Source organism: Streptomyces sp. NPDC057654 (assembly GCF_042800135.1).
Lineage (GTDB): Bacteria > Actinomycetota > Actinomycetes > Streptomycetales > Streptomycetaceae > Streptomyces.
On the sequence record NZ_JBHVHQ010000072.1, the window covers coordinates 1 to 18,112 of the forward strand.

Genomic DNA, 18,112 nt, shown 5'->3' on the forward strand with positions numbered 1-18,112 from the left:
GCCCTCAAGGCCCCTCCCCGCACCCATTTTTTACTTTCGGGGGAACGTCCCCAGTTCCACGAAGATGTTGTAGTGGTGCCACTGCTCCTGGCCGTCTTCCGTCTCGGTCAGGTTCGTACCGTGAGGGATGAACCTGATGCACCGGAGTCCCGGCTTGTTGAGGAGGTCCCCTTCGACGACCTCGATGTCCCCGGATTCCACCAGCCGCCCCCCTCTCTCGGACAGCATTTTCACCAGCGCGTCCGCGAACTGCTCGTGACACGCGTGCACATTCTTCGGTTCCGGGTTAGGGAGGATGTACTTATCCATCTCGATACTCCTTGATGAATGGCCGTAGGCGACGTTGACCGTGGGAGGTTTCCACTGTTGACTTGATAAGGTTCCGTGGGATTTTTCCCGAACTTCTTGATTTAATCCTAAACTACAACAATCCGGAATTGAATAGAATCGGGCAGGTAATGCAAGTTATTTCCGCCCTTGAATTCCGACGCGAAAGAGCTCCAGCGGAAACGCTCGCCACCTACTCCACGCCGCGCTCAGCGCCGACCGCTCAACCGCCGATCATCGCCACCCCGCGGCGGAGGCATCGTCGGATCCAGGAACAAGTCCCACAACGCCCACACCGCCGAATCCAACAAGTCCGGCGAGTCCTCCGTCTCGCCCTGACCGACGAACGTCGTCATCTGCTCCTCCAACTCCGCGAACACCCGCGCCACACCCACGTGATGCACCCTCGCCTGCTCATACAGCTGAGCCGCCGGGGCCGCCCGCGCCCGCTTCCCCCTCGTCGCATGAACGATCCGCCAATTCACCGTCGGATCCACCTGCTCCAACAACGCAGGCAAGTAATCACCGCCGTTGTTCGCCTCGATCACCACACAGTCCGCACGGTGCTCGTGATACAGCTCGGCCGCCCGCCGCATCGACCGCGTCGGCGTATACCGGCCCTGCTCGGCATGGAGCAGAAAACCGCGCGGCCGGTCATCACCGAACATCGACTCCACCGGATAGCCGCGCCCCGCCACAGTGAAGGCCGTCATGTCCGCGTCCTCATGGCTCTTGGTCGCCGGATCAACCGCGACGACCAGACGCTGCATGTCCGGCAGATGCTCCGGCTTCGGCCGGAACCCCTCAACCTCCAGCATCCAGCCCTTCCACAGAGCCCCTTCCACGTCCTCCAGCAACTCGCCGGACAACTCCTGCCGACCCAGCCGGGTGCCGGCGTACTCCTCCTCCAACTCCTCCCGGGCCGCCGCCGACAGGTTCGCGTCGTTCTCCCGCATGTGCCCGCGCGTCAGCACCACCCGCGGCGGCTCCCCGCCCTCACGGTGCGCCTTCTCCCGCGCCCGGCCCCGCTCGACCAACCGCTTCACATGCGGCAGCGGCTTCGGCGTCGAAGAGATCACCGTCTGTGGCGTCTCCGCCTCCCGCAGACAGAACCACAGCATGTCGTAGACCTCTTGCGCGGTGTGCCGAGACCACGCCGCGTACTCATCCAGCCATGCCTTGTCGAACGCCCAGCCCCGCAAGTTGTCCGGCGTCTCCGCGCCAAACCCACGGATCAACGTGCCGTTCCTCAGCAACAGCCGCGTCTCACCCAACGACGAGCTGTACTTCGCCACCTCCTCCGACGGAATCACCGCCAGCAGCCCCGACTTCGGCGACTCGAAACAGATGTCCCGCACCAGCGTCGCGTTCTTCGCCACCACCGCGATCTGCAACCGCGGCGTCCGCGCCCACTCCCGCACCGCCTCCGCAGCCGTCCGCGACTTCCCCCATCCACGCCCTGTGAGCAGCATCCACACGGTCCACGGCCACGACGGCTGCCGCTGCGCCGCACGCGCATGATGGTGCCGCCACCCCTCATGCGGCAGACCATCACAGCCCGCCACCTCACACGCCCACCGCCGAGCCGACACCTCATCCGCCCGCACCAGCGCCGCGACCTCAGCCCACAACTGCTCCTCACTCATCGCCGACGGATCCGCGAACCCCTCGACCACACGCCGCTTCGCCCGGCCACGACTCACGACGCCCCCTCCGACAGCCGCCGCTCCAGCTCCCGGCGCAGCTGCACCATCCGGGCCCGGCGATCCTCATCCGACAGCGCCGCCACATCCACGCCCTGGCCCTCGCCCTGGCCCACCTCGGCCACCGGTACCTCGCCCACGGCCCGGCGTTCAATCTCGGCCGCGACCTGGAGGTACCGCAGCAGCTCCGACGGCGACAACTCCCGCGGGTCGAGCACCTGAAGCCGCGCGACGGCCTTGCTCTGCACGGCCTGCGCCAACCTCGCGTGCCTGCGGGCGATATCCCGCCGCGCCTGCGCCTGCTCCGCAAGGAACAATCGGTCCTGCTCACGGTCGTACGCCGTCGCCCGCATCACCCACGCGAACTGTCGCGACCAGCGACCCACCAGCGCACGGGATTTATCCAACTCCCGTGCAACCGCCGTGATACTCCGCGCCGGACCGAGACCGCGGTACACGGCGAACGCCCCGAACGCCTGGACCGACTCCCCACTCTGCCGCTCCCAGACATCGACGACTCCCCGGTCAACCACCGGTTAGCCTTCCTTCTCCCCAGCGCCACGAAAGTCTGCCGCGACAGGACACAAGAGTAGACAGCCTGCGAAGACCAGCATTCACCTGTCTGGAGGCGATCTGGGTCCTAACGTAGGCGATGTGTCCTCCGCATCTGCGCCCCCGCCACCGCGTCGACGGCAACGCTGGCGGGCCCACTGGGCAGACCGGCACGCCCTGCCTCGGCTCGCTTTCTGGCTGATCAGCCGGGGCGCTGCCATGCTGGCGGTGTGCGCGGGGCTGTACGTGCTCAACGGGTTCCTGATCGGCTGGGCGAACGCCTACGAGGTGATGACCGGGATCACTTCGCCTGTGGCCGCCCGCCATCAGTGGTGCGCATGGCCGTTGTCCGTGATCGGCTGGGCTGCAATCCCCGCCATGATCGGAGGTGCAGCGGGTTACATCATCACCGAGCAGATCCAAGCCCACCAGGCGCGCGAGCTCAGCGACGTCCTCGATGAACTGCGTCACCTAGCCGAAGCTCCCGGCCCGCCCCCCTCGTCCGGGGGCGGTTCATGATCACGCTGCACGATGTGTACAAACAGGGCAGTGAGACCGTCAAGGCCGCAGTCTTGGCCTTCGGTGCCCGCCATCCCTTAGACGACACCGAACCGGACTGGAATCGGACAGAAGAGCACTTCACCTATTTGATCGAGGAGATCATGGGACAGGCAGCACCCCGCCACGAAAGGGCCGCAGCCACCATCGTCCGCCGGGCCGAACACGAGGCTGTCAACTTCCTTCTGGCGGTCAACAATCGGCCCGACTACCGCTGTCCCATCTGCGTCAAGCGGCGAAGGTACCCGCTGTGAGCCATCGGCCTACTCTGGAGACGTGGTGACGGCCGCCGAACGCGCCAAGCACGCAGCTCGCCTGCGCGGGCTGCTCTACCTTGCCTGCCCTGACGCTCCTGCCGTCGCCATCACCTCCACGGCGGAGTCCATTGCTCAGCACGCCGAGGAAACCCCCCACGCTCCAGTTCCCCAAGCTTCTCAACTCAGCCAAACCGAGTCGCCATCTGCTGACAACCGACCGTGTCTGACCGAAGCGAACCTGACCTACGCAGACCTGAACCGCGCGAACCTGGCCCACGCGAACCTGAGCGGGGCGAACCTGTACCGCGCGAGCCTGGTCAGCGCGAACCTGAGCGACGCGAGCCTGGTCAGCGCGAACCTGACCGACGCGAACCTGGGCAGCGCGAACCTGACCGACGCGAACCTGATCGGCGCAGAGCTGACTGGCGCGAACCTGTACCGCGCGAGTCTGGTCAGCGCGAGCCTGAGCGGCGCGCGCCTGGTCAGCGCGAACCTGAGCGACGCAAACCTGACCGACGCGAACCTGACCGACGCAGAGCTGACTGGCGCGGGCCTGATCCGCGCGAACCTGGTCAGCGCGAACCTGAGCGACGCGAACCTGATCGGCGCGAACCTGACCGACGCGAAGCTGAGCGGCGCGCGCCTGGTCAGCGCGAACCTGAGCGGCGCGAACCTGAACCGCGCGAACCTGACCCGTGCGGACCTGACCAACACGGTCCTTGAGGGTGCGAATCTCATGAATGCGGTAGACCTGCTTCTACCGGTAGGAGCTACCTGGAATTTGCGCACGAGGTGGCCTGCCGGCTTGGCCTCGGTAGTCGTCGAGCAGTCCGACGAGGAGAGTCCGGGTGTCTATCGAGTGCGCGGTGGGCAGAGCCCGGACAGAAGCACCGTGCGGGTATGAACGAGTGCCCCGGCATCTAAGTGGGTGTTCTGTGGGTCTTTGCGCGGGTTCAGTTTGCGGGTCGGGGCATGGTGAACAGGCCGGGTTCGGGCTCGGTGAGGATGCGGCGGCTCACGAGGCGTTTGAGCTTGGCCCGGACGCCCTCGACGTTCCGGTTCTCGGTTCCGGTTCCCAGGGCTTCGCAGATGTCTCTGGCTCGTAGGCCGTGCTCGTCGTTCTCGAACAGGGCGAGGATCTGGTGGTAAGCGGGCGGCAGTGGTGCGGCGCCGCCGGATTCGCTGTCGCTGTCCTCGGCGATCTCCAGGACGGTCTCCCGGGCGATCTCCAGTCGTTCCAGCCGGTGTTCCACGGCGGCGAGCTGCTCGCTGAGCTTGGTGATCTGCTCCCGCAGGCGGGCCACTTCCTCGCGGCCGGCGGCCTGCCGGTCGTCGATCCGGGCCAGCAGCTCACGCATGCGTCGCCTCGCGGGCCGGGGCCCCGGTGCCGACCGGTGGCGGATCGCGCCAGGTCAATGCGGTGTGGCCGGTGAGCCGACGGGTCATGACGTCGGTCATCGCCCAGCGGATCCACGAGGCGGCACTGCCCGGCAGGGTTTCGTAGTCACGGGCCAGGCGGCGGTGCAGCAGCAGCGTGCCGAAGGTCTGCTCGACGATCCACCGCTTGGGTGCCGCCCTGAACCCTTTCGTGTCCGGATCGCGCTGGACGACCTCGATGCCGATGCCCAGGGCGGCACCGTGGTCGATGACCGCGTTCTTGAATCCGGCGTCCACCCAGCCCTTGGTCACCGACGGGTTGTCCGCGGCGACCCGGTCCAGCAGTGTGATGCCGATGGCGTTGTCGTGCACGCTCGCGGCCACCACGATCACTGCGATCAGCAGGCCGAAGACGTCGGTGGCGATGCCCCGCTTGCGGCCCCGGCTCTTCTTGCCCGGATCCAGCCCCGTGGTCTCCTTCGGCACGTTGACCGAGACGTGCACCGTCTGGGTGTCCATCACGATCGCCGACGGGTCCTCGCTCCGCCCGCGGCCCTCGCGGACCTGCCAACGCAGCAGATCATGGATTACCTGGTCGGTGCCATCATCGCGCCACTTGCCGAAGTAGTAGTACACCGCGGTGTACGGCGGGAAGTCGTGCGGCAGGTAGCGCCACTGGCAGCCCACCCGAACCTGGTACAGGATCGCGTTGACGATCTCTCGCATCTCGTACCGGCCCTCATGCCCGCTGACCGAGCGGTGCTGGCCCTTCCACGACGTGATGACCGGCCGGATCAGCTCCCACGCCTCGTCCGACAGATCACTCGGGTACGGCTGCCGCCCGGTCACGTCCCCAGCACACCGCAAGACGGGTCACCCGCAAACCACCAAACCGGACAACCGGCCACGACGACTCGCAGAACACCCACTAAGAGGCACCAGAGGCAAGAACGTGCTCAATCATGACTTCCAGACCTCGCCACGGCTCATCCGTCGGCACGGTGCCGTCCCGCACCATCCTGTCGAGGACACCGCGCATGGCGGCTGCCGTCTCCACCGGTATCTCCCGTACGCCGAATACCGTCTCCAGCGGCGCCGCCCCCGACCGGGTCGCTTCCCCGGAGGTCGGATCGAACCAGCCTTCCGCCAGCTCGCTCAGGTGCCGCTCGAACACCGCGAGGATCACGCCGAGCGCCGTCGCTGAGTTGCCGATCTTGTACGCCGCCCGCGAGGTCTCCAGTGCGTCGAGCACCGGCTCGTACTGCTCCAGCCCGGCCACCCATCGCTGATCCGCAGTCGCCGTCGTCCGTGCCGCATCGAACGCGGCCTCGGCTCGCTCCAGTTCGTCGGGCAGGAACATCAACTGCACGCTGGCGAAGTCGAGGTTTGCCTCGCCCAGGGAGGCGACGTCCACCTGCTCCAGCAGTTCCAGGGTCTTGTCGTCCAAGCCTGTGTACTGCCGCCACTCCACCGACTCCAGCTCGTCGTACAGCTCCTTGAGGATCGCCGGATCATCCTGCCCGGCGATGGCATTGTGCGAGAGCTGGAGCGCGATCTGCCGCTGCCGTGGCAGCGGCTCCGTGATCTCCAGCCACCCGATGCGCTCCAGGCCCGCCTCAATCGCGGCCATGGTCCGGTGATTGCCGGACAGCACAATGCGCCGCCCGCTCTCAACGTCGTTCCACACCAGCGGGGTAGAGGTCAGGCACCCGTCCCGGTGGATGTTGGCAACAAGTTGGCGGAACTGTTCATGGGGAAGGTAGCGGGCGTTGACGTCCAGCAGGGTCAATTCCCGGGGGTCCCCCTCCGTATAGCTCGGCGGCACGAGCCGCGCTTCCCCAGCCGCCGGAGGCAGCCCGTTATGCGTTGCCGGCATGGTTTGCTGTCCACTTCCAGGACGGCAGCCAGTCCCACCAGCACGCATGGGGTGACCCCGCCCTTGACGTCGCGCCAAGGAACCGGCCAGCCCTAAGCAGGGAGGCGTCCGCGCAGAACCTCCGCGGTAAGCGCACAGGTGAAGCCTTCGCCCCGAAGCGGCGCGGTGCCAACACTGCACGTAGAGCACGGTACTACTCTGGCAGAGGAGACGTTCGGTTCCGCGGCGGTCTCCTACATGCACTCGATCAGGAGCCCCGACGCGGCCCAGACGGTCTGTGCCCCACCGTCGGCGAGGCGCCGGCATTGTGAGGCAGCCTGACTTCGCCCCACAGTCACAGCGGCAGGACTCGACCCGTCAGGTCAAGAGGGCACACATTCTGGATCAGGTAAACATGAGGCCGGAACCAATCCGGTCGTACGACGTCAAGGCCGACTACGTTGATCGTCACGTGATCGCCAAATCGGACAAGACCAGCGGGATGGGCAGTGTTTACGAGTTCCCGTGAAATGGCCCTCCGGCCGCCTCGTGAAGCTCGCCGTGAACTACGGCCCGTGGCCTCTACTTGCCTACGCTGCCGTGGCCACCGCTAGATACCCATATCCACGTTGGAAAGCCGACCTCGCAGGTCGAGGGGCTTCTTGCTGCGAATCACGAACACGTTGGCCCGTTCTTGCGGCCAGGGTTACGTTACGGGTAACCCAGTCACGTCGATGCTTACGCGATGACGGAACTGATTTCCTTCGTAAGGTTCAGCACGAATACCTCGGACGGTTCTTCCGGTGGGTTGAACGACTCAGGCGGGCAGTCTGTCAGGTACCGCCCTCTTCCAGCATGCGAGAGCTGTGGGGTCGAAACGTTCAAGCGGCGGCTCTCGATGATGCCCTTTCGACCCGACACCCCTCGCCGAAATCAGACACCTAATCACCCGCCTTACAAACCGCCATCCCACCCCGACTGGCCGCAACCACCACTTGTCAACATGGCACCGCAGGCGACAACACCAAACTTGCATCAGTCACTACAAACGGCTCGAACACTGACCATGACAACTGGCCACCAGTCACGACAAGCACGGTTGGAGTGCTAGCCCGCTAGACCTGCCGCCGCGGCCACGACGTTGCCTCCACCCCAGCTCGTCGAACTCCACGGGAGTGCCGCTGTCAACAGCGCGTTCAACTCGTGCGGGGCGAGGTTCCGGTCATTCCACGTCGCCGGCGGCCAGTGGGTAGTGGTCGCTGTAGTCGGTGAAGCCGTGCTGTCCGTTCTCCCAGTAGCGGGACTGGTTCTTCAGCACCTTGTTGTTCCACCGTTTGCCCGGCTTCGTGTGGCCGGTCCTCAGGAGTACGTGGTCGAGGTCCTGGCGGGGGTCGTTTGGGTACCGGTATTTGGCGACGCTGTTCTCCTGGGTGTCGAACGAGTACTTCCAGCCCAGTTGCTGGTCCGGGCGCTGGAGGTTGCCGTCCCTGAGGAGGTCGTCGAACTCGGTGCTGTGTCGGTCGATGTTGAAGTCGCCGGCGACGATGACCGGTTCGTTCGCCGGGATGTGCAGGCCCTGCAGGAATCCGTTCATCTCCTGGATCTGGCTGCGGCGAACTGTGCGCGCTACGCCCGGGTCACAGTCTTCGTCATCAGACTGGGTGTGCGTGCACACCATGTGTGTGCGCAGACCATCGACGTTGATGATCGCGTAGGCGAAACCTTTGCCAGCAAGCTTGTCGGTGCCGCAATGGCCCTCGTAAATGAGCTGCTCTTTGTGCTCGATCGGCCACTTGCTGACGATGATGGCCCCGCCGTCTTCCGTCATCGTGAGTTCGCCTTGGGTGCGGTCCCAGCCGTCCGTGGAGCGGCCGACGACCGGTGTGCTGTAGGGATAGCCCTTTTCGACGAGTTTGGTCAGCAGCTTGTCCGATGCGCCGTTGTCGAACATTTCCTGGAGCGCGATGATGTCGTACCCGTCCAGGTAGTCGGCCTGTCCGATGAATGCGGCTCGCTCATCCTGGTCCCAATGTGTTTTCGGGGCAACCTCATAGTAGGTGAGGAGCATGACGTTGTGGGTGAGAATGCGCATGATGCCGGCTGCCTTTCCGGGCTCGATGATGGTGTGGCGCGGGGGTGGGACGTTAGCGAGGAATGCGGGTCAGCGGGGCCCGTCGCTGGGTGACACGTCTTGGTATGCGTCGGCCTGGGCTCGGTAGAGCCGGTGGTATACCCCCTCAAGGGCCATGAGGTGCTGGTGCGTGCCGCTCTCGATGACCTTTCCGTGGTCCAGGACGTAGATGCGGTCGGCGGCGAGCACGCTGGAGAACCGGTGTGAGATCAGCAGCACCGTGCGTCCAGTGAAGAGTGCGCGCATGCGCTCGAAGAGTTCGGCCTCGGCGCAGGCGTCCATGGACGAGGTCGGTTCGTCCAGGATGATCAAAGGGGCGTCTCGGAAGAAGGCGCGCGCGAGGGCGATACGCTGCCACTGGCCGAGTGAGAGGTCTGCGCCGTCCCTGAACTGGGGGCCCAGCTTGGTCAGATAGCCCGAGGGGAGAGCGGAGACGATGTCGTGGATGCCTGCTTGCCGTGCGGCGCGTACGGTCCTGTCGATGTCGTCGAGGTGTTCCGGGGCGCCGAGCGCGATGTTCTCGCCGGCGGTCATCCAGTAACGCAGGTAGTCTTGAAAGAGCACGGTGGACAACGCGGTCAACCGAGTCGGATCGGTCACCGACTCTCCGTCGATGAGCAGTTCGCCCGCGTCCGGGCGGTAGAGACCTGCCAGCAGTTTGGTCAGGGTAGTTTTGCCGGAGCCGTTTACCCCGACGAGGGCGATGGTCTCACCGGCTCGCAGCTTTACGGATACGCCGTCCACAGCAGGGCGCTGTCCTGCTGGATAGGTGAACGAGACGTTCCTCGCTTCCAGCACGCCGAATGGGGGGCCGACTTGTGAGGGGACGGCGGCCGCGGGTTTCCGGGGAGGCCGAGCCGTGAATGTGCGCAGCGCGTCGATGTGGTATGCGGAGGCGTTGACGCTGCCGATCGCCGTGCTGACCGCCGTGCCTTGCTGGGCGGCGAAGAAGAGGCAGGCGATCGCGGTGAGGGCCGATGCGGTGCCGAGTCGTTGAGCGGCTTCGGCGGCGAGCACGGTTGCCAGGGCCGCCCCGATGATGGCGTCACTGGCCAGTCGGGCCGTGGTTTCTCGCCGCAGCAGTCGTCGTTTGAGGGTGCCCTCTTCGGTCATGACGCGGTCATAGAGGCCGGACAGGCGGGTGAAAAGGACGGTGGTCAGTCCAAAGGCGCGGATCTCCTTCGCCTGTTCGCGTCCGGTGAGTAGCTCGATGAGGTACCAGCGCGCCCGGCTGCTCTCGGTGAGGCGGGTGTCCAGGGCGAAGATCGCGCGATGCTGCCAGAGGGTCACTCGGACCATGGGGAGGCCGGCGACCGCGAGCAGGGGAACCAGCCACCAGGCCATCGTTGCCAGCACGGCTCCCAGGGTGATGGCTGTCGAGGCCACGCTCAGGACGGACACGAACAGCATCGGGAGTTGCGGTAGGTGGGCTTGGGCGGCGGTCATGACGAGCCTGACGCGGTTGTGGAAGGCCGGTCTCTCGAACTCCGCCAGGTCATATGCCGATACCGTGGTGACGACCCGTTCGACCGCGTCCCGTTCGACAGCCAGGCGGATCATCGACTGCTGGTAGTCGGCGGCCTGTCTGGCAGCGTTGTTGACCAGCCTGACCGCCAGCAGCAGCGCGACGTATCCCGCGTACGTGTGCAGCGGCAAAGACTGTGTGCTGGCAGTTCCCGTCAGTCCGGCCAGCGCATTCCGCCCGATCAGGACAGTGACGCCCAGGCCGGCGGCCTGGACGATCTGAAGGCCGGCGAGCACCGTCAGCCGTCGCGGGGAAGCGCGCCACACCATGGAGAGTCCGAACGCGACCAGGAGCCGCAGGTCGGTGAAGGACATGCGGCGCACGTTCGTGCAGTCCGGCTCCTCATACGCGGTAGCCTGTGATTTGCCCATTACTCTCCGTTCCACGCCACGGCACATGTCTCGCGTCGGTTCGGTGATGCGGGTTCTCGACAGCGCAGGTGTGGGCGTGAGGCGCACGTCCACACCTGCGCCGGGTATCTGATCCAGCTCACCTGTGCCAGGTGTGCCCCGTGGTGTCACTGCCGCTGGCTACGAGCAACTCTTGAAGCAGCAGTAGTACTTCTCGCCGGTCGTGCAGCACTTCCCGTCGCCGCACCTGCTCTTGCCGCACAGCACTTCGCCGGCGCCGCACTCGGGGGAGCAGAAGGGCGCGGTACCCCGCCAGTGGCAGATGGATTCGCGGGTCGGGACGTAGGTCGTCATGGACAACCCCACCCGAGAGGTGGTGATGTCGTCGAGCATACGCATGGTGTTACCTCCTTGAGATGTGTGGTGTTCTGTGCTTGCCGAGTACTACGTGCAGTGGGCAACGGCCTCCTTTCCGACGGTGTTCAGCCACTGCGACTTCGCCGCCAGTGCTGCGGCGAGCCCTTCCCGCGTGCACACGGTGTGCTTTTCGCCAGGAAGGACGACTAATCGGGCGCGGGTCCCGTTGGCGGTGAGCGCCTGGAAGAGAAGGAGTGCCTGGGCGAGCGGGGTCGCCGGGTTGCGGTCGTTCTCCCCGTGGATGACGAGTACGGGCCGCCGAATGGCCGGGGCGCCCACTACGGCGTCGAAGTCCCGATAGAGATCGGGCGCCTCCCATAGGCTCCGGTGCTCGTCCTGGAATCCGAGGGCCGTGAGGTGGCGGGAGTAGGCGCCGCTCTGGGCGATGCCGGCGATGAACAACTCGCAGTCGGCGAGGGCCATCAGGGCGAGTGTGGCCCCGAAGCTGGCCCCGCCGATGGTGAGGCCGGACGACGGGCCGGGCAGGTCGGGGCGGCAGGCGTCGACGGTGTCGCGGATCTGCTGGACCACGCGCGGCCGGATGCGTTCGTCCGGTGTGTCCGGCCACCATCCGAGATCCAGTCGCACATGCAGTACGGCCCAACCCTCGTCCGTCAGCCACGCGGTGTCCGGCGGAAGGGGAACACGGGGGCCGGCGTGCGACAGCCATACGAGCGTCCCCGACACAGGTCCTGGCGGGCGGTGGAGCGACACCGTGGTGCCGAAGTGGTCCATAGTCTGGCGGATGGGGGGTGCGGCGGCCCGGGGCGGCAGCCCGGGAGCGGGGAGGCGCGTGCACGTGCCGTCCTCCCAGGAGCGCACCGCGACCGGCAGCCGGTCTTCGGGCAGATGCCGACGGGACCTCCTGCGGGCGATGATCGCGCCGGTGCCCGCGTGCCACACCACGACTGTGTTGTCGGCGTGCAGGAGCGCGAAGCGCCGTTCGCCGACGATGCCCGGGGCCACCTCGACGGTTCTCAGCGGAGCCGCGTCGACGTCGCGTTCTTCGAGGGACGTCAACTGCACGGAGCCGTCGGCCACCGAGACGAGCAGGTGGTCTCCCCGCTCGCTCTTGGCGAGGACGGTCGGCGCCCGGCCTTCGAGGCAGTGCAGGAACATGCCGTCCTGCTGGTGCAGGAGCCGCGCGCCGTGCTGGGTGTGGGAGGTGATGACGAAGCCGTCCGAGCGGCTCGTGACGGTGACGAGGCCGAGTTCGGGCAGCCACTGGAAACCGAGCAGCGTCGCGCCGTCCAGGTCGATCACCTGTTCCCGGTCACTGCCCGGTGTACCGACGGCGATGAGGCCGGGGACGTGTGCGGCGATGGCTCCCTCAGCGGTGGCGCGGACGTCACGGTAGCCGCGGGGCGCCAGCGGCGAGGGCCGGACGGTCCCGGAGGCGGGGTCCACGTACATGTACTTCAGCCGGAGATGACCGGCGGTGGCCTCAGGCAGGGCCATCCTGATCCGCTGCCCTGGTTCGGCCTCGAAGACGTAGTGCGGTGCGCGGAGTCGAGCGGGCGCGGCGACCGGCATGACGACCTCGGATCCGCTCCACGCCACCGGTGCGCCGTCACCCGCTGTCAGCCCTACGACGGTGTCCAGCAGTCGCACTCGGCGCGTCGCGGTATCGGCGATCCAGCCGCGCGGCTCGCCGTCGGCCACCGCGATGCCCGCCCATCGCCCCGCGTTGCGGACCGGCCGCCCGACGACGTCGTGCAGCTCCCGGGGCGCCCAGCTTCGACCGTCCGGGGAGCAGAACTCCGCCTGCCCGGTGCGCAGATCGGCGGGTGCGTCGTCCGATTCCGGAACAGCGGGTGGGTACAGGTGCCGGTGCATGCCCCATCCGTATCCGTCGCCCGCCGAGGCGGTAGCGGTCTCGATGGGGGTGTGCAGCACTCGGGAGGTGAGGGGGCCGGGGGCGCTCATGGATGCTCCGGGTACCGGGCCAGTTCGACCAGGAAGGTGTCGGGCGGCCTGAAGGGGTCGAGTGGCAGGCCGTCGACCGTGATCCAGGTGAAGACGGGGTATTCGCCGTCGTCGGCCGGGACGGGCTCCGCCCCCACGACCAGTTGGGCGGGATGGCCGCCATGGCGGAGAGCGGAGACGATCGCCGCGTTCTCCTCCATAGCCGTGCCGAAACCGGACAGCAGCCTGCGGGTGACCAATACGGCGGTCACGGGCGGATGGCCCTTGGAGGCGCGCGTGCGGGGCTGATCCGCTTCCTGGATGAGACCAGGAAGGGTGTGACGGCGTGACTGGTACGTCTTCAGCAATTCCGTGATCACCGCATGCTCCTTGTCCCGGCGACCGGCACCGGCCCGGTTCCGGCACGGCGCAGCGCGTCGCGAATCTGGGCCAGTCCGTGGACCGGTTCGGTCACTGCGATACCGTCCGCGTCGTATCCGACGGCCGCAGGGAAGGCACGCCCGGCCTGTTCCGCGGCCTCGTCGGTGTCCGCCAGCCGGAACTCCACCGGCCGGTCGGTCAGCGCCTCGTACCTGCTGCGCTGGGCCTCAAGCGCCGAGCAGTAGGGGCAGGACTCCGAGGTGTAGATCACGAAGCGGTCGATGCCGCTGAGCGGCGGGCGTACCCGTGCGGCGGAGCGCCGCCACATCCAGGCTGCTGCCGCGCTCGCCAGAGCCACGGAGCTGCCGGCGCTGATGGTGGCAGCAGGGGAGGGCAGGCCGCACAGCATCCCCCACCATGCGAGAGCGGCGACGGCGGCACAGGCCGCGGCGTGCAGCATCGAGAAGCGGGTCTGCGACCAGCTTCCGAAGCAGGCACAGCGACGGCCGCGCAGCACGACGGCCGCTACGGCGTAGCAGCTGAAGCACACGGTGAGCAGCAGCAGCCGCAGCCGAACGGGGAGCGGAGCCAGCATGGCGGCCACGGCGGCGCATTCGGCCGCACTCACCGTATGCGGTCCCAGGAGGCGGCGGAGCCGGCCCGTCACCGGCCATACGACGGCGGTCGATTCGCGATCGGCGAGTTTCGCGATGACACTGACCCACATCAATCCGCAGCCCGCCACGAGCGCGGCGGCGCCAGGCAGAACGTTCATGAGACCTCCTCGGCCAAGAGCCAGCCGTCCGCGAGCCCTTGGCGGATTTCTTCGGCGAGGGCGGCCGGGGCCTCTCCCGTCCCGGTGGGGAGACATCGGAGCAGGTCCACCAAGTCGGTACTGACCCGTTGGATACCAAGCCCCGCGCGGTCGAGAGCGATGGCATCGCCGAACGGCATCGCCACCAGGCGGATGCCGCTCCTCAGTGCCAAGATCACTGGGCTACCCCCTCGTACAGTGCGTCGCCGTAGCGGACCGCCGTGACGTGCAGTCGTTGCAGCGCGAGCGCGTCGAACAGGATCGTGTGGGAGTCGGCGAGTACGGCCTTGAGCGCGTCGCGATCGATCCACGGACTCGACTCGACGCGGTCCATCAGCGCGGTGCGCTGTTCCCGACGGCCCAGGGCACGGGTGACAAACGCGGCCGCGAGCAGCTGCTCGCGTTCCATGGGCGCGACATCGGCCGGCCGCCACTGGGACGGAACGAGGGAGCGCAGCAGCGGCACCGGGTCGGCATATCCGTGGCGCGTCCGCATGCTGAGCCGCCCGTCGAGGGCGAGCCCGGCAAGGGTTCCCACCACGACCGGATGCGCGCACACCCGCACCGGGGCCCGGCCCATCAGCCCCGGCCCGGAGAGCGGGGTGGCCTCCATCGTCTTGATGATGGCTGTGAGCATGGCCCTCGTACCGGTTGTGTCGTCGTCAGCGGGCACCAGGTGGCTGGCGACGTAGGCGGCGCTGACCGGTACGCGACTCCCTCGGGCTTCCAGGGACAGCCACTTGCCGTGTTCCATGCGTTCTGGCGGCGGGCTCTCACCCTCTCCATCGGCTGGGGGCGCTTCGGCGGCGGCCTCGATGGGCTTCGGCCTGAGCCAGGCACGCCATCCGCGCCGTCCGCGCAGGTCTGTGTTGGGCGAGGCGTCGGCCAGGCGTACCCATCCGGAGCGCAGGCGCCCGAGGGTCGGCGGGGGCGCTGCCATCGCGTCGGCCAGCACCGCGCCGCTCAACGGGCGAGTCGAGCCCGGCCATGTCGCGCCGCCCTCCGGCGGCCAGGCATCGGCCTCGTGGAAGTAACGGGGCCAGCCCGGATCGCTCGCGCGCAGCCACGCCGGACTGCCATCGATCACCTCGGTCCCCGGCATCAGCCGATCCCGTCTGCGCTGGAGCACCGGCACGTTCACGTGAACGTGCACCCGCCGCAACCGATCGCCACCTGCGGCGGCAATGGCCGCCGCACCCAGGCCGCCTCCATCACCGAGCACCCCTGCGGACTCGTCCGCTCCAGCCAGGGAGTCCTCGACCGCGTGAGCCAGCGCACGGCGCAGCGCCACCGTCGGGTTGCGGTGCCCGACGAGCCGCTGAGCCGAGTCGATCAGTTCCCGCAGGCCCAACTCCATCAGTTCCAGACGTTCTTTCCCCCCGGTGACCGTGAGAGTCGTCCCGCAGGCAAGCTGGAAAACGTTCTCGTACGGTGTGAGCGGAGCATGCGGCACCACACCCCCCAATGCGGCAGCCACCGCTGCGGACCAGGGCGGTGTCTCACCGACCAGTTCCCGCAAGTCCGTCGAGAAATGAAGGGCATCGTCCCGGACAGAGTAGAAAAGAGGTGCCTGGGACAGCGGACCACGTCCCAACTGCCCAGTTCTCCGACATACCCAGGTCGCCGCGACAATTCCCGCGTCTTTGAACGCAGACACTGTGACCTTGTCTTGGGTTCTCTCGGGAGACGCGCGATGCCGTCTTCCGCAAGAGCAGATGGAGTCGACGGTGATTTCGGCGCCTTTCACGGCACCGATGAATCCTTCACTGGCACCCTGGGCCATGCATTGCGTAAGAGTTTTCACGAATCAAACCTCATCCGTGGCGCGAAACGGGAATTCCCGCCGGATCGGGCGTGAGAGATCATGAGATCTGACATCGCATGAATCGATGTCAGTGAAATTCATCGTGAGCGGCGAGCCAGTGAGCCGTCAACAGGCACAGGGAAAGTAGATTTTCGCACTATCTAGGCTGAAGTCATCGATCACCGTGCCGGTTCCACTAGTTGGGTCCGTCTGGCTTCCTGGACCGCCCACTTCGATTGGCTTCTCGCTGCACGAGAGTCGAACTTGGCGCGATACTGGTATTGAAACCGGCAGGTGAACCCGGCGATCGCTCCGCGAAACCTCGTGTCTGATAATGCTCATTGGATCGTGGAGCGTTCCTTTGATGCGATTGCTCGGTTGTGCGCCGTGTCCGTCGGAGTGCTCCCGCACCACCTTCGCAACAGTGCGGTCGAGTGTGGCGACCGGCTGTCGGGCCTCAACTGACGAAACGAGGGCGTCGGGCACAGTAGTGAGTGGGACGAGTGGGCGGGCGTCGAAAAGGTCCACCGGGCCCAGGAGTTGATGGGTCCTCCCTAGGAGGAGACCCCCTGATCGGTGAACACAATCTCCACTACAGCTGGTGGATGCACTACCCGCGGCAGTGGGCCAACAGTGAGGACAACAAGCACCTGGGTCTGGCCCTGACCCTGGACAGCCAGGTCAACCTGCGGATGCTGCGGTGCACACTCGCGCTGGAACTGACCCACCACAACGATGGACTACTGGCTACGAAGGTTACGTTTAAGCACGTGCCCGTGGCCACGACGGAGAGGCGTGCCGCCCGTCTGGGCGGGCAGCAGAGCATATTCATGGTCGAAGTCGGCAAGGCAGAACTGAAGTTTCCCCGTGATCGTGGACACAGTTGCGTTAGGCAGCGAGGCTCTGGTCCTGCTGATAGCGCAGGCGCGTCTCGTGAGGGGTGAGATATCCCCAGCGGATGTGCTTGCGGAGCCTGCGTCGGTTGTAGAAGGTCTCGATGAACGTGAAGATCTCGGCTCGGGCGGTGGCCCGGTCGGGCCAGAAGCGGGTCCCGATCTCCTCTTTGAGGACGGCCCAGAAACTCTCGGCTGCGGCGTTGTCGTAACAGATCCCGGTCCGGCCCATGCTCTGCCGGCCGTTCAACTCCCTTATTCTGATGCTGAGTTGAGAGGAGGTGTATTCCGATCCGCGGTCCGAATGGATCACGCAGCGCGGCTGCAGGCGGCCGAGGGCCGCGGCCATGTCGAGGGCGTCGACGACCAGGTCGGCGCGGTGGTGATCGGCCATCGAGTAGCCGATGATCTCGCGCGTGGCCAGGTCCAGCCACGAGGCGAGGTAGAGCCAGCCCTCGGAGGTGGGGATGTAGGTGATATCCCCGACGATCTTCCGCCCGGGGCGGTCGGCGTGGAAGTCGCGGCCGATCAGGTCGGGAGCCGGGGCGGCCCTGGGGTCCTGCCGGGTAAGGTTGCGCCGCCCGGTGCGTCGGGTGTGGCCGGCGATCCGGTGCTCGCGCATGACGCGCTCGACACGCTTGTGGTTGACCGGCCGGTCCTGACGCCTCAACTCGGCCGTGACACGCGGGACGCCGTAGGTGCCTTTGGACGCGAGGTGGATGACGGTGATCTCGTGGGCCAGGGCCTGATCCGCCCGGTGCCGCACCGCGCGGGCCTGGACGCCGGCGGCCCAGGCGTAGTACGTGGAGCGGGCTGTCTTCATTACCCGGCACAGCAGGACGATCGTGAAGTGCGCCTTCTCCGCGTGGATGAACCGGCATATGTCGCTCACCGATCGCTCTCCTTCGCGAAGAAAGCTGTCGCTTTTTTAGGATCTCGATCGTTTTCGCCTGCTCCACGGTGAGCTTCCGAAGGCGTGTCAGCTCCTCGTCCCGGTCGTCCTCGCCCTGCTGGACGGGCGTCGCCGGCGCGGCCCCGGCGGCCCGGGCTTTCTTCACCCAGCCCCGCAGGGACTCCGGGCTGATCCCGAGCTCCCGGGCGACATCCGTCACCGTCCGGCCCGACGACCGCACGAGGCCGATCGCGTCCCGCTTGTACTCGTCCGAGTACCGCTTCGTGTACTTGCTTCCCACCTGGCACTACTTCCTCTGGAACCTCTCAGATCCCAGTCTCCAGGTGTCCACGATCAAGGGGAAGCTTCAC

Annotated in this window: 18 protein-coding genes and 1 pseudogene; 3 read left to right on the top strand and 16 right to left on the bottom strand. The window is 66.7% G+C overall.

Translation table 11 applies throughout. The features are described from left to right. Nucleotides 1-30: 30 nt before the first annotated feature. The 3 genes from ACFU99_RS08925 to ACFU99_RS08935 form a co-directional block, all read right to left on the bottom strand. The gene (locus ACFU99_RS08925; protein WP_384387941.1) at nt 31-309 is read right to left on the bottom strand and encodes a hypothetical protein; all 279 of its coding nucleotides are present in this window, start codon (nt 307-309) and stop codon (nt 31-33) included. A 227-nt stretch (nt 310-536) separates the two neighbouring features. Next, complete coding sequence (locus ACFU99_RS08930; RefSeq protein ID WP_384387944.1) at nt 537-1,973, bottom strand: terminase large subunit domain-containing protein; 1,437 nt, start codon at nt 1,971-1,973, stop codon at nt 537-539. Nucleotides 1,974-2,026: 53 nt separating this feature from the next. Further along, complete coding sequence (locus ACFU99_RS08935; protein ID WP_384387946.1) at nt 2,027-2,563, bottom strand: hypothetical protein; 537 nt, start codon at nt 2,561-2,563, stop codon at nt 2,027-2,029. Nucleotides 2,564-2,684: 121 nt separating this feature from the next. Between ACFU99_RS08935 and ACFU99_RS08940 the strand changes: the two genes are divergently transcribed. The 3 genes from ACFU99_RS08940 to ACFU99_RS08950 are packed head-to-tail and all read left to right on the top strand — an operon-like array spanning nt 2,685 to nt 4,301. After that, nucleotides 2,685-3,101: a DUF6313 family protein gene (locus tag ACFU99_RS08940; RefSeq protein WP_384387949.1), complete on the top strand. Its 417-nt coding sequence runs from the start codon at nt 2,685-2,687 to the stop codon at nt 3,099-3,101. Beyond that, complete coding sequence (locus ACFU99_RS08945; RefSeq protein WP_384387951.1) at nt 3,098-3,394, top strand: hypothetical protein; 297 nt, start codon at nt 3,098-3,100, stop codon at nt 3,392-3,394. The genes ACFU99_RS08940 and ACFU99_RS08945 overlap by 4 nt, the downstream gene beginning before the upstream one ends. Nucleotides 3,395-3,416: 22 nt before the next feature. After that, on the top strand, nt 3,417-4,301 hold the full coding sequence (locus tag ACFU99_RS08950; protein ID WP_384387954.1) for a pentapeptide repeat-containing protein: 885 nt from the start codon (nt 3,417-3,419) through the stop codon (nt 4,299-4,301). 49 nt (nt 4,302-4,350) lie between these two features. On the opposite strand, the gene ACFU99_RS08955 is transcribed toward ACFU99_RS08950, so the two are convergent. From ACFU99_RS08955 to ACFU99_RS09015, 13 genes and pseudogenes are all read right to left on the bottom strand, one after another. Beyond that, on the bottom strand, nt 4,351-4,755 hold the full coding sequence (locus tag ACFU99_RS08955) for a hypothetical protein (RefSeq protein WP_384387956.1): 405 nt from the start codon (nt 4,753-4,755) through the stop codon (nt 4,351-4,353). Further along, complete coding sequence (locus tag ACFU99_RS08960; RefSeq protein WP_384387959.1) at nt 4,748-5,623, bottom strand: IS5 family transposase; 876 nt, start codon at nt 5,621-5,623, stop codon at nt 4,748-4,750. Before ACFU99_RS08960 ends, ACFU99_RS08955 begins: the two co-directional genes overlap by 8 nt. Nucleotides 5,624-5,702: 79 nt before the next feature. Then, entirely contained in the window at nt 5,703-6,563 is an 861-nt protein-coding gene (locus tag ACFU99_RS08965; protein ID WP_384387962.1) for a ParB/Srx family N-terminal domain-containing protein, read from the bottom strand. A 1,288-nt stretch (nt 6,564-7,851) separates the two neighbouring features. Further along, nucleotides 7,852-8,721: a sphingomyelin phosphodiesterase gene (gene sph / locus ACFU99_RS08970; protein ID WP_384387965.1), complete on the bottom strand. Its 870-nt coding sequence runs from the start codon at nt 8,719-8,721 to the stop codon at nt 7,852-7,854. 69 nt (nt 8,722-8,790) lie between these two features. Then, nucleotides 8,791-10,599 carry an ABC transporter ATP-binding protein gene (locus ACFU99_RS08975; protein WP_384387967.1) on the bottom strand — a complete coding sequence of 603 codons (1,809 nt, stop codon included), beginning with the start codon at nt 10,597-10,599 and terminating at the stop codon, nt 8,791-8,793. Between the two features lie 216 nt (nt 10,600-10,815). Further along, the gene (locus ACFU99_RS08980; protein ID WP_384387970.1) at nt 10,816-11,034 is read right to left on the bottom strand and encodes a hypothetical protein; all 219 of its coding nucleotides are present in this window, start codon (nt 11,032-11,034) and stop codon (nt 10,816-10,818) included. A 45-nt stretch (nt 11,035-11,079) separates the two neighbouring features. Continuing rightward, on the bottom strand, nt 11,080-12,978 hold the full coding sequence (locus ACFU99_RS08985; protein WP_384387973.1) for an alpha/beta hydrolase family protein: 1,899 nt from the start codon (nt 12,976-12,978) through the stop codon (nt 11,080-11,082). Next, nucleotides 12,975-13,337, bottom strand: a complete 363-nt coding sequence (locus ACFU99_RS08990; RefSeq protein ID WP_384387976.1) for a hypothetical protein — start codon at nt 13,335-13,337, stop codon at nt 12,975-12,977. The genes ACFU99_RS08985 and ACFU99_RS08990 overlap by 4 nt, the downstream gene beginning before the upstream one ends. Next, nucleotides 13,334-14,113 carry a hypothetical protein gene (locus ACFU99_RS08995; protein ID WP_384387978.1) on the bottom strand — a complete coding sequence of 260 codons (780 nt, stop codon included), beginning with the start codon at nt 14,111-14,113 and terminating at the stop codon, nt 13,334-13,336. The genes ACFU99_RS08990 and ACFU99_RS08995 overlap by 4 nt, the downstream gene beginning before the upstream one ends. Then, entirely contained in the window at nt 14,110-14,331 is a 222-nt protein-coding gene (locus ACFU99_RS09000) for a hypothetical protein (protein WP_384387980.1), read from the bottom strand. The genes ACFU99_RS08995 and ACFU99_RS09000 overlap by 4 nt, the downstream gene beginning before the upstream one ends. Continuing rightward, nucleotides 14,328-15,935, bottom strand: coding sequence for a hypothetical protein (locus tag ACFU99_RS09005; protein WP_384387983.1), 1,608 nt, complete (start codon nt 15,933-15,935; stop codon nt 14,328-14,330). Before ACFU99_RS09005 ends, ACFU99_RS09000 begins: the two co-directional genes overlap by 4 nt. A gap of 909 nt (nt 15,936-16,844) precedes the next feature. Further along, nucleotides 16,845-17,741: an IS3 family transposase gene (locus tag ACFU99_RS09010; protein ID WP_384387986.1), complete on the bottom strand. Its 897-nt coding sequence runs from the start codon at nt 17,739-17,741 to the stop codon at nt 16,845-16,847. Nucleotides 17,742-17,823: 82 nt separating this feature from the next. Continuing rightward, nucleotides 17,824-18,042: pseudogene (locus ACFU99_RS09015) on the bottom strand (transposase); the annotation flags it as partial. Nucleotides 18,043-18,112 lie beyond the last annotated feature (70 nt).

Coding starts and splice junctions, on each gene's coding strand:
- ACFU99_RS08995 (WP_384387978.1), bottom strand. CDS start 14,113: ATGAACGTTCTGCCTGGCGCCGCCGCGCTCGTGGCGGGCTGCGGATTG.
- ACFU99_RS08975 (WP_384387967.1), bottom strand. CDS start 10,599: ATGTCCTTCACCGACCTGCGGCTCCTGGTCGCGTTCGGACTCTCCATG.
- ACFU99_RS08985 (WP_384387973.1), bottom strand. CDS start 12,978: ATGAGCGCCCCCGGCCCCCTCACCTCCCGAGTGCTGCACACCCCCATC.
- ACFU99_RS08945 (WP_384387951.1), top strand. CDS start 3,098: ATGATCACGCTGCACGATGTGTACAAACAGGGCAGTGAGACCGTCAAG.
- ACFU99_RS08955 (WP_384387956.1), bottom strand. CDS start 4,755: ATGCGTGAGCTGCTGGCCCGGATCGACGACCGGCAGGCCGCCGGCCGC.
- ACFU99_RS08980 (WP_384387970.1), bottom strand. CDS start 11,034: ATGCGTATGCTCGACGACATCACCACCTCTCGGGTGGGGTTGTCCATG.
- sph (WP_384387965.1), bottom strand. CDS start 8,721: ATGCGCATTCTCACCCACAACGTCATGCTCCTCACCTACTATGAGGTT.
- ACFU99_RS09005 (WP_384387983.1), bottom strand. CDS start 15,935: ATGGCCCAGGGTGCCAGTGAAGGATTCATCGGTGCCGTGAAAGGCGCC.
- ACFU99_RS08930 (WP_384387944.1), bottom strand. CDS start 1,973: ATGAGTGAGGAGCAGTTGTGGGCTGAGGTCGCGGCGCTGGTGCGGGCG.
- ACFU99_RS08925 (WP_384387941.1), bottom strand. CDS start 309: ATGGATAAGTACATCCTCCCTAACCCGGAACCGAAGAATGTGCACGCG.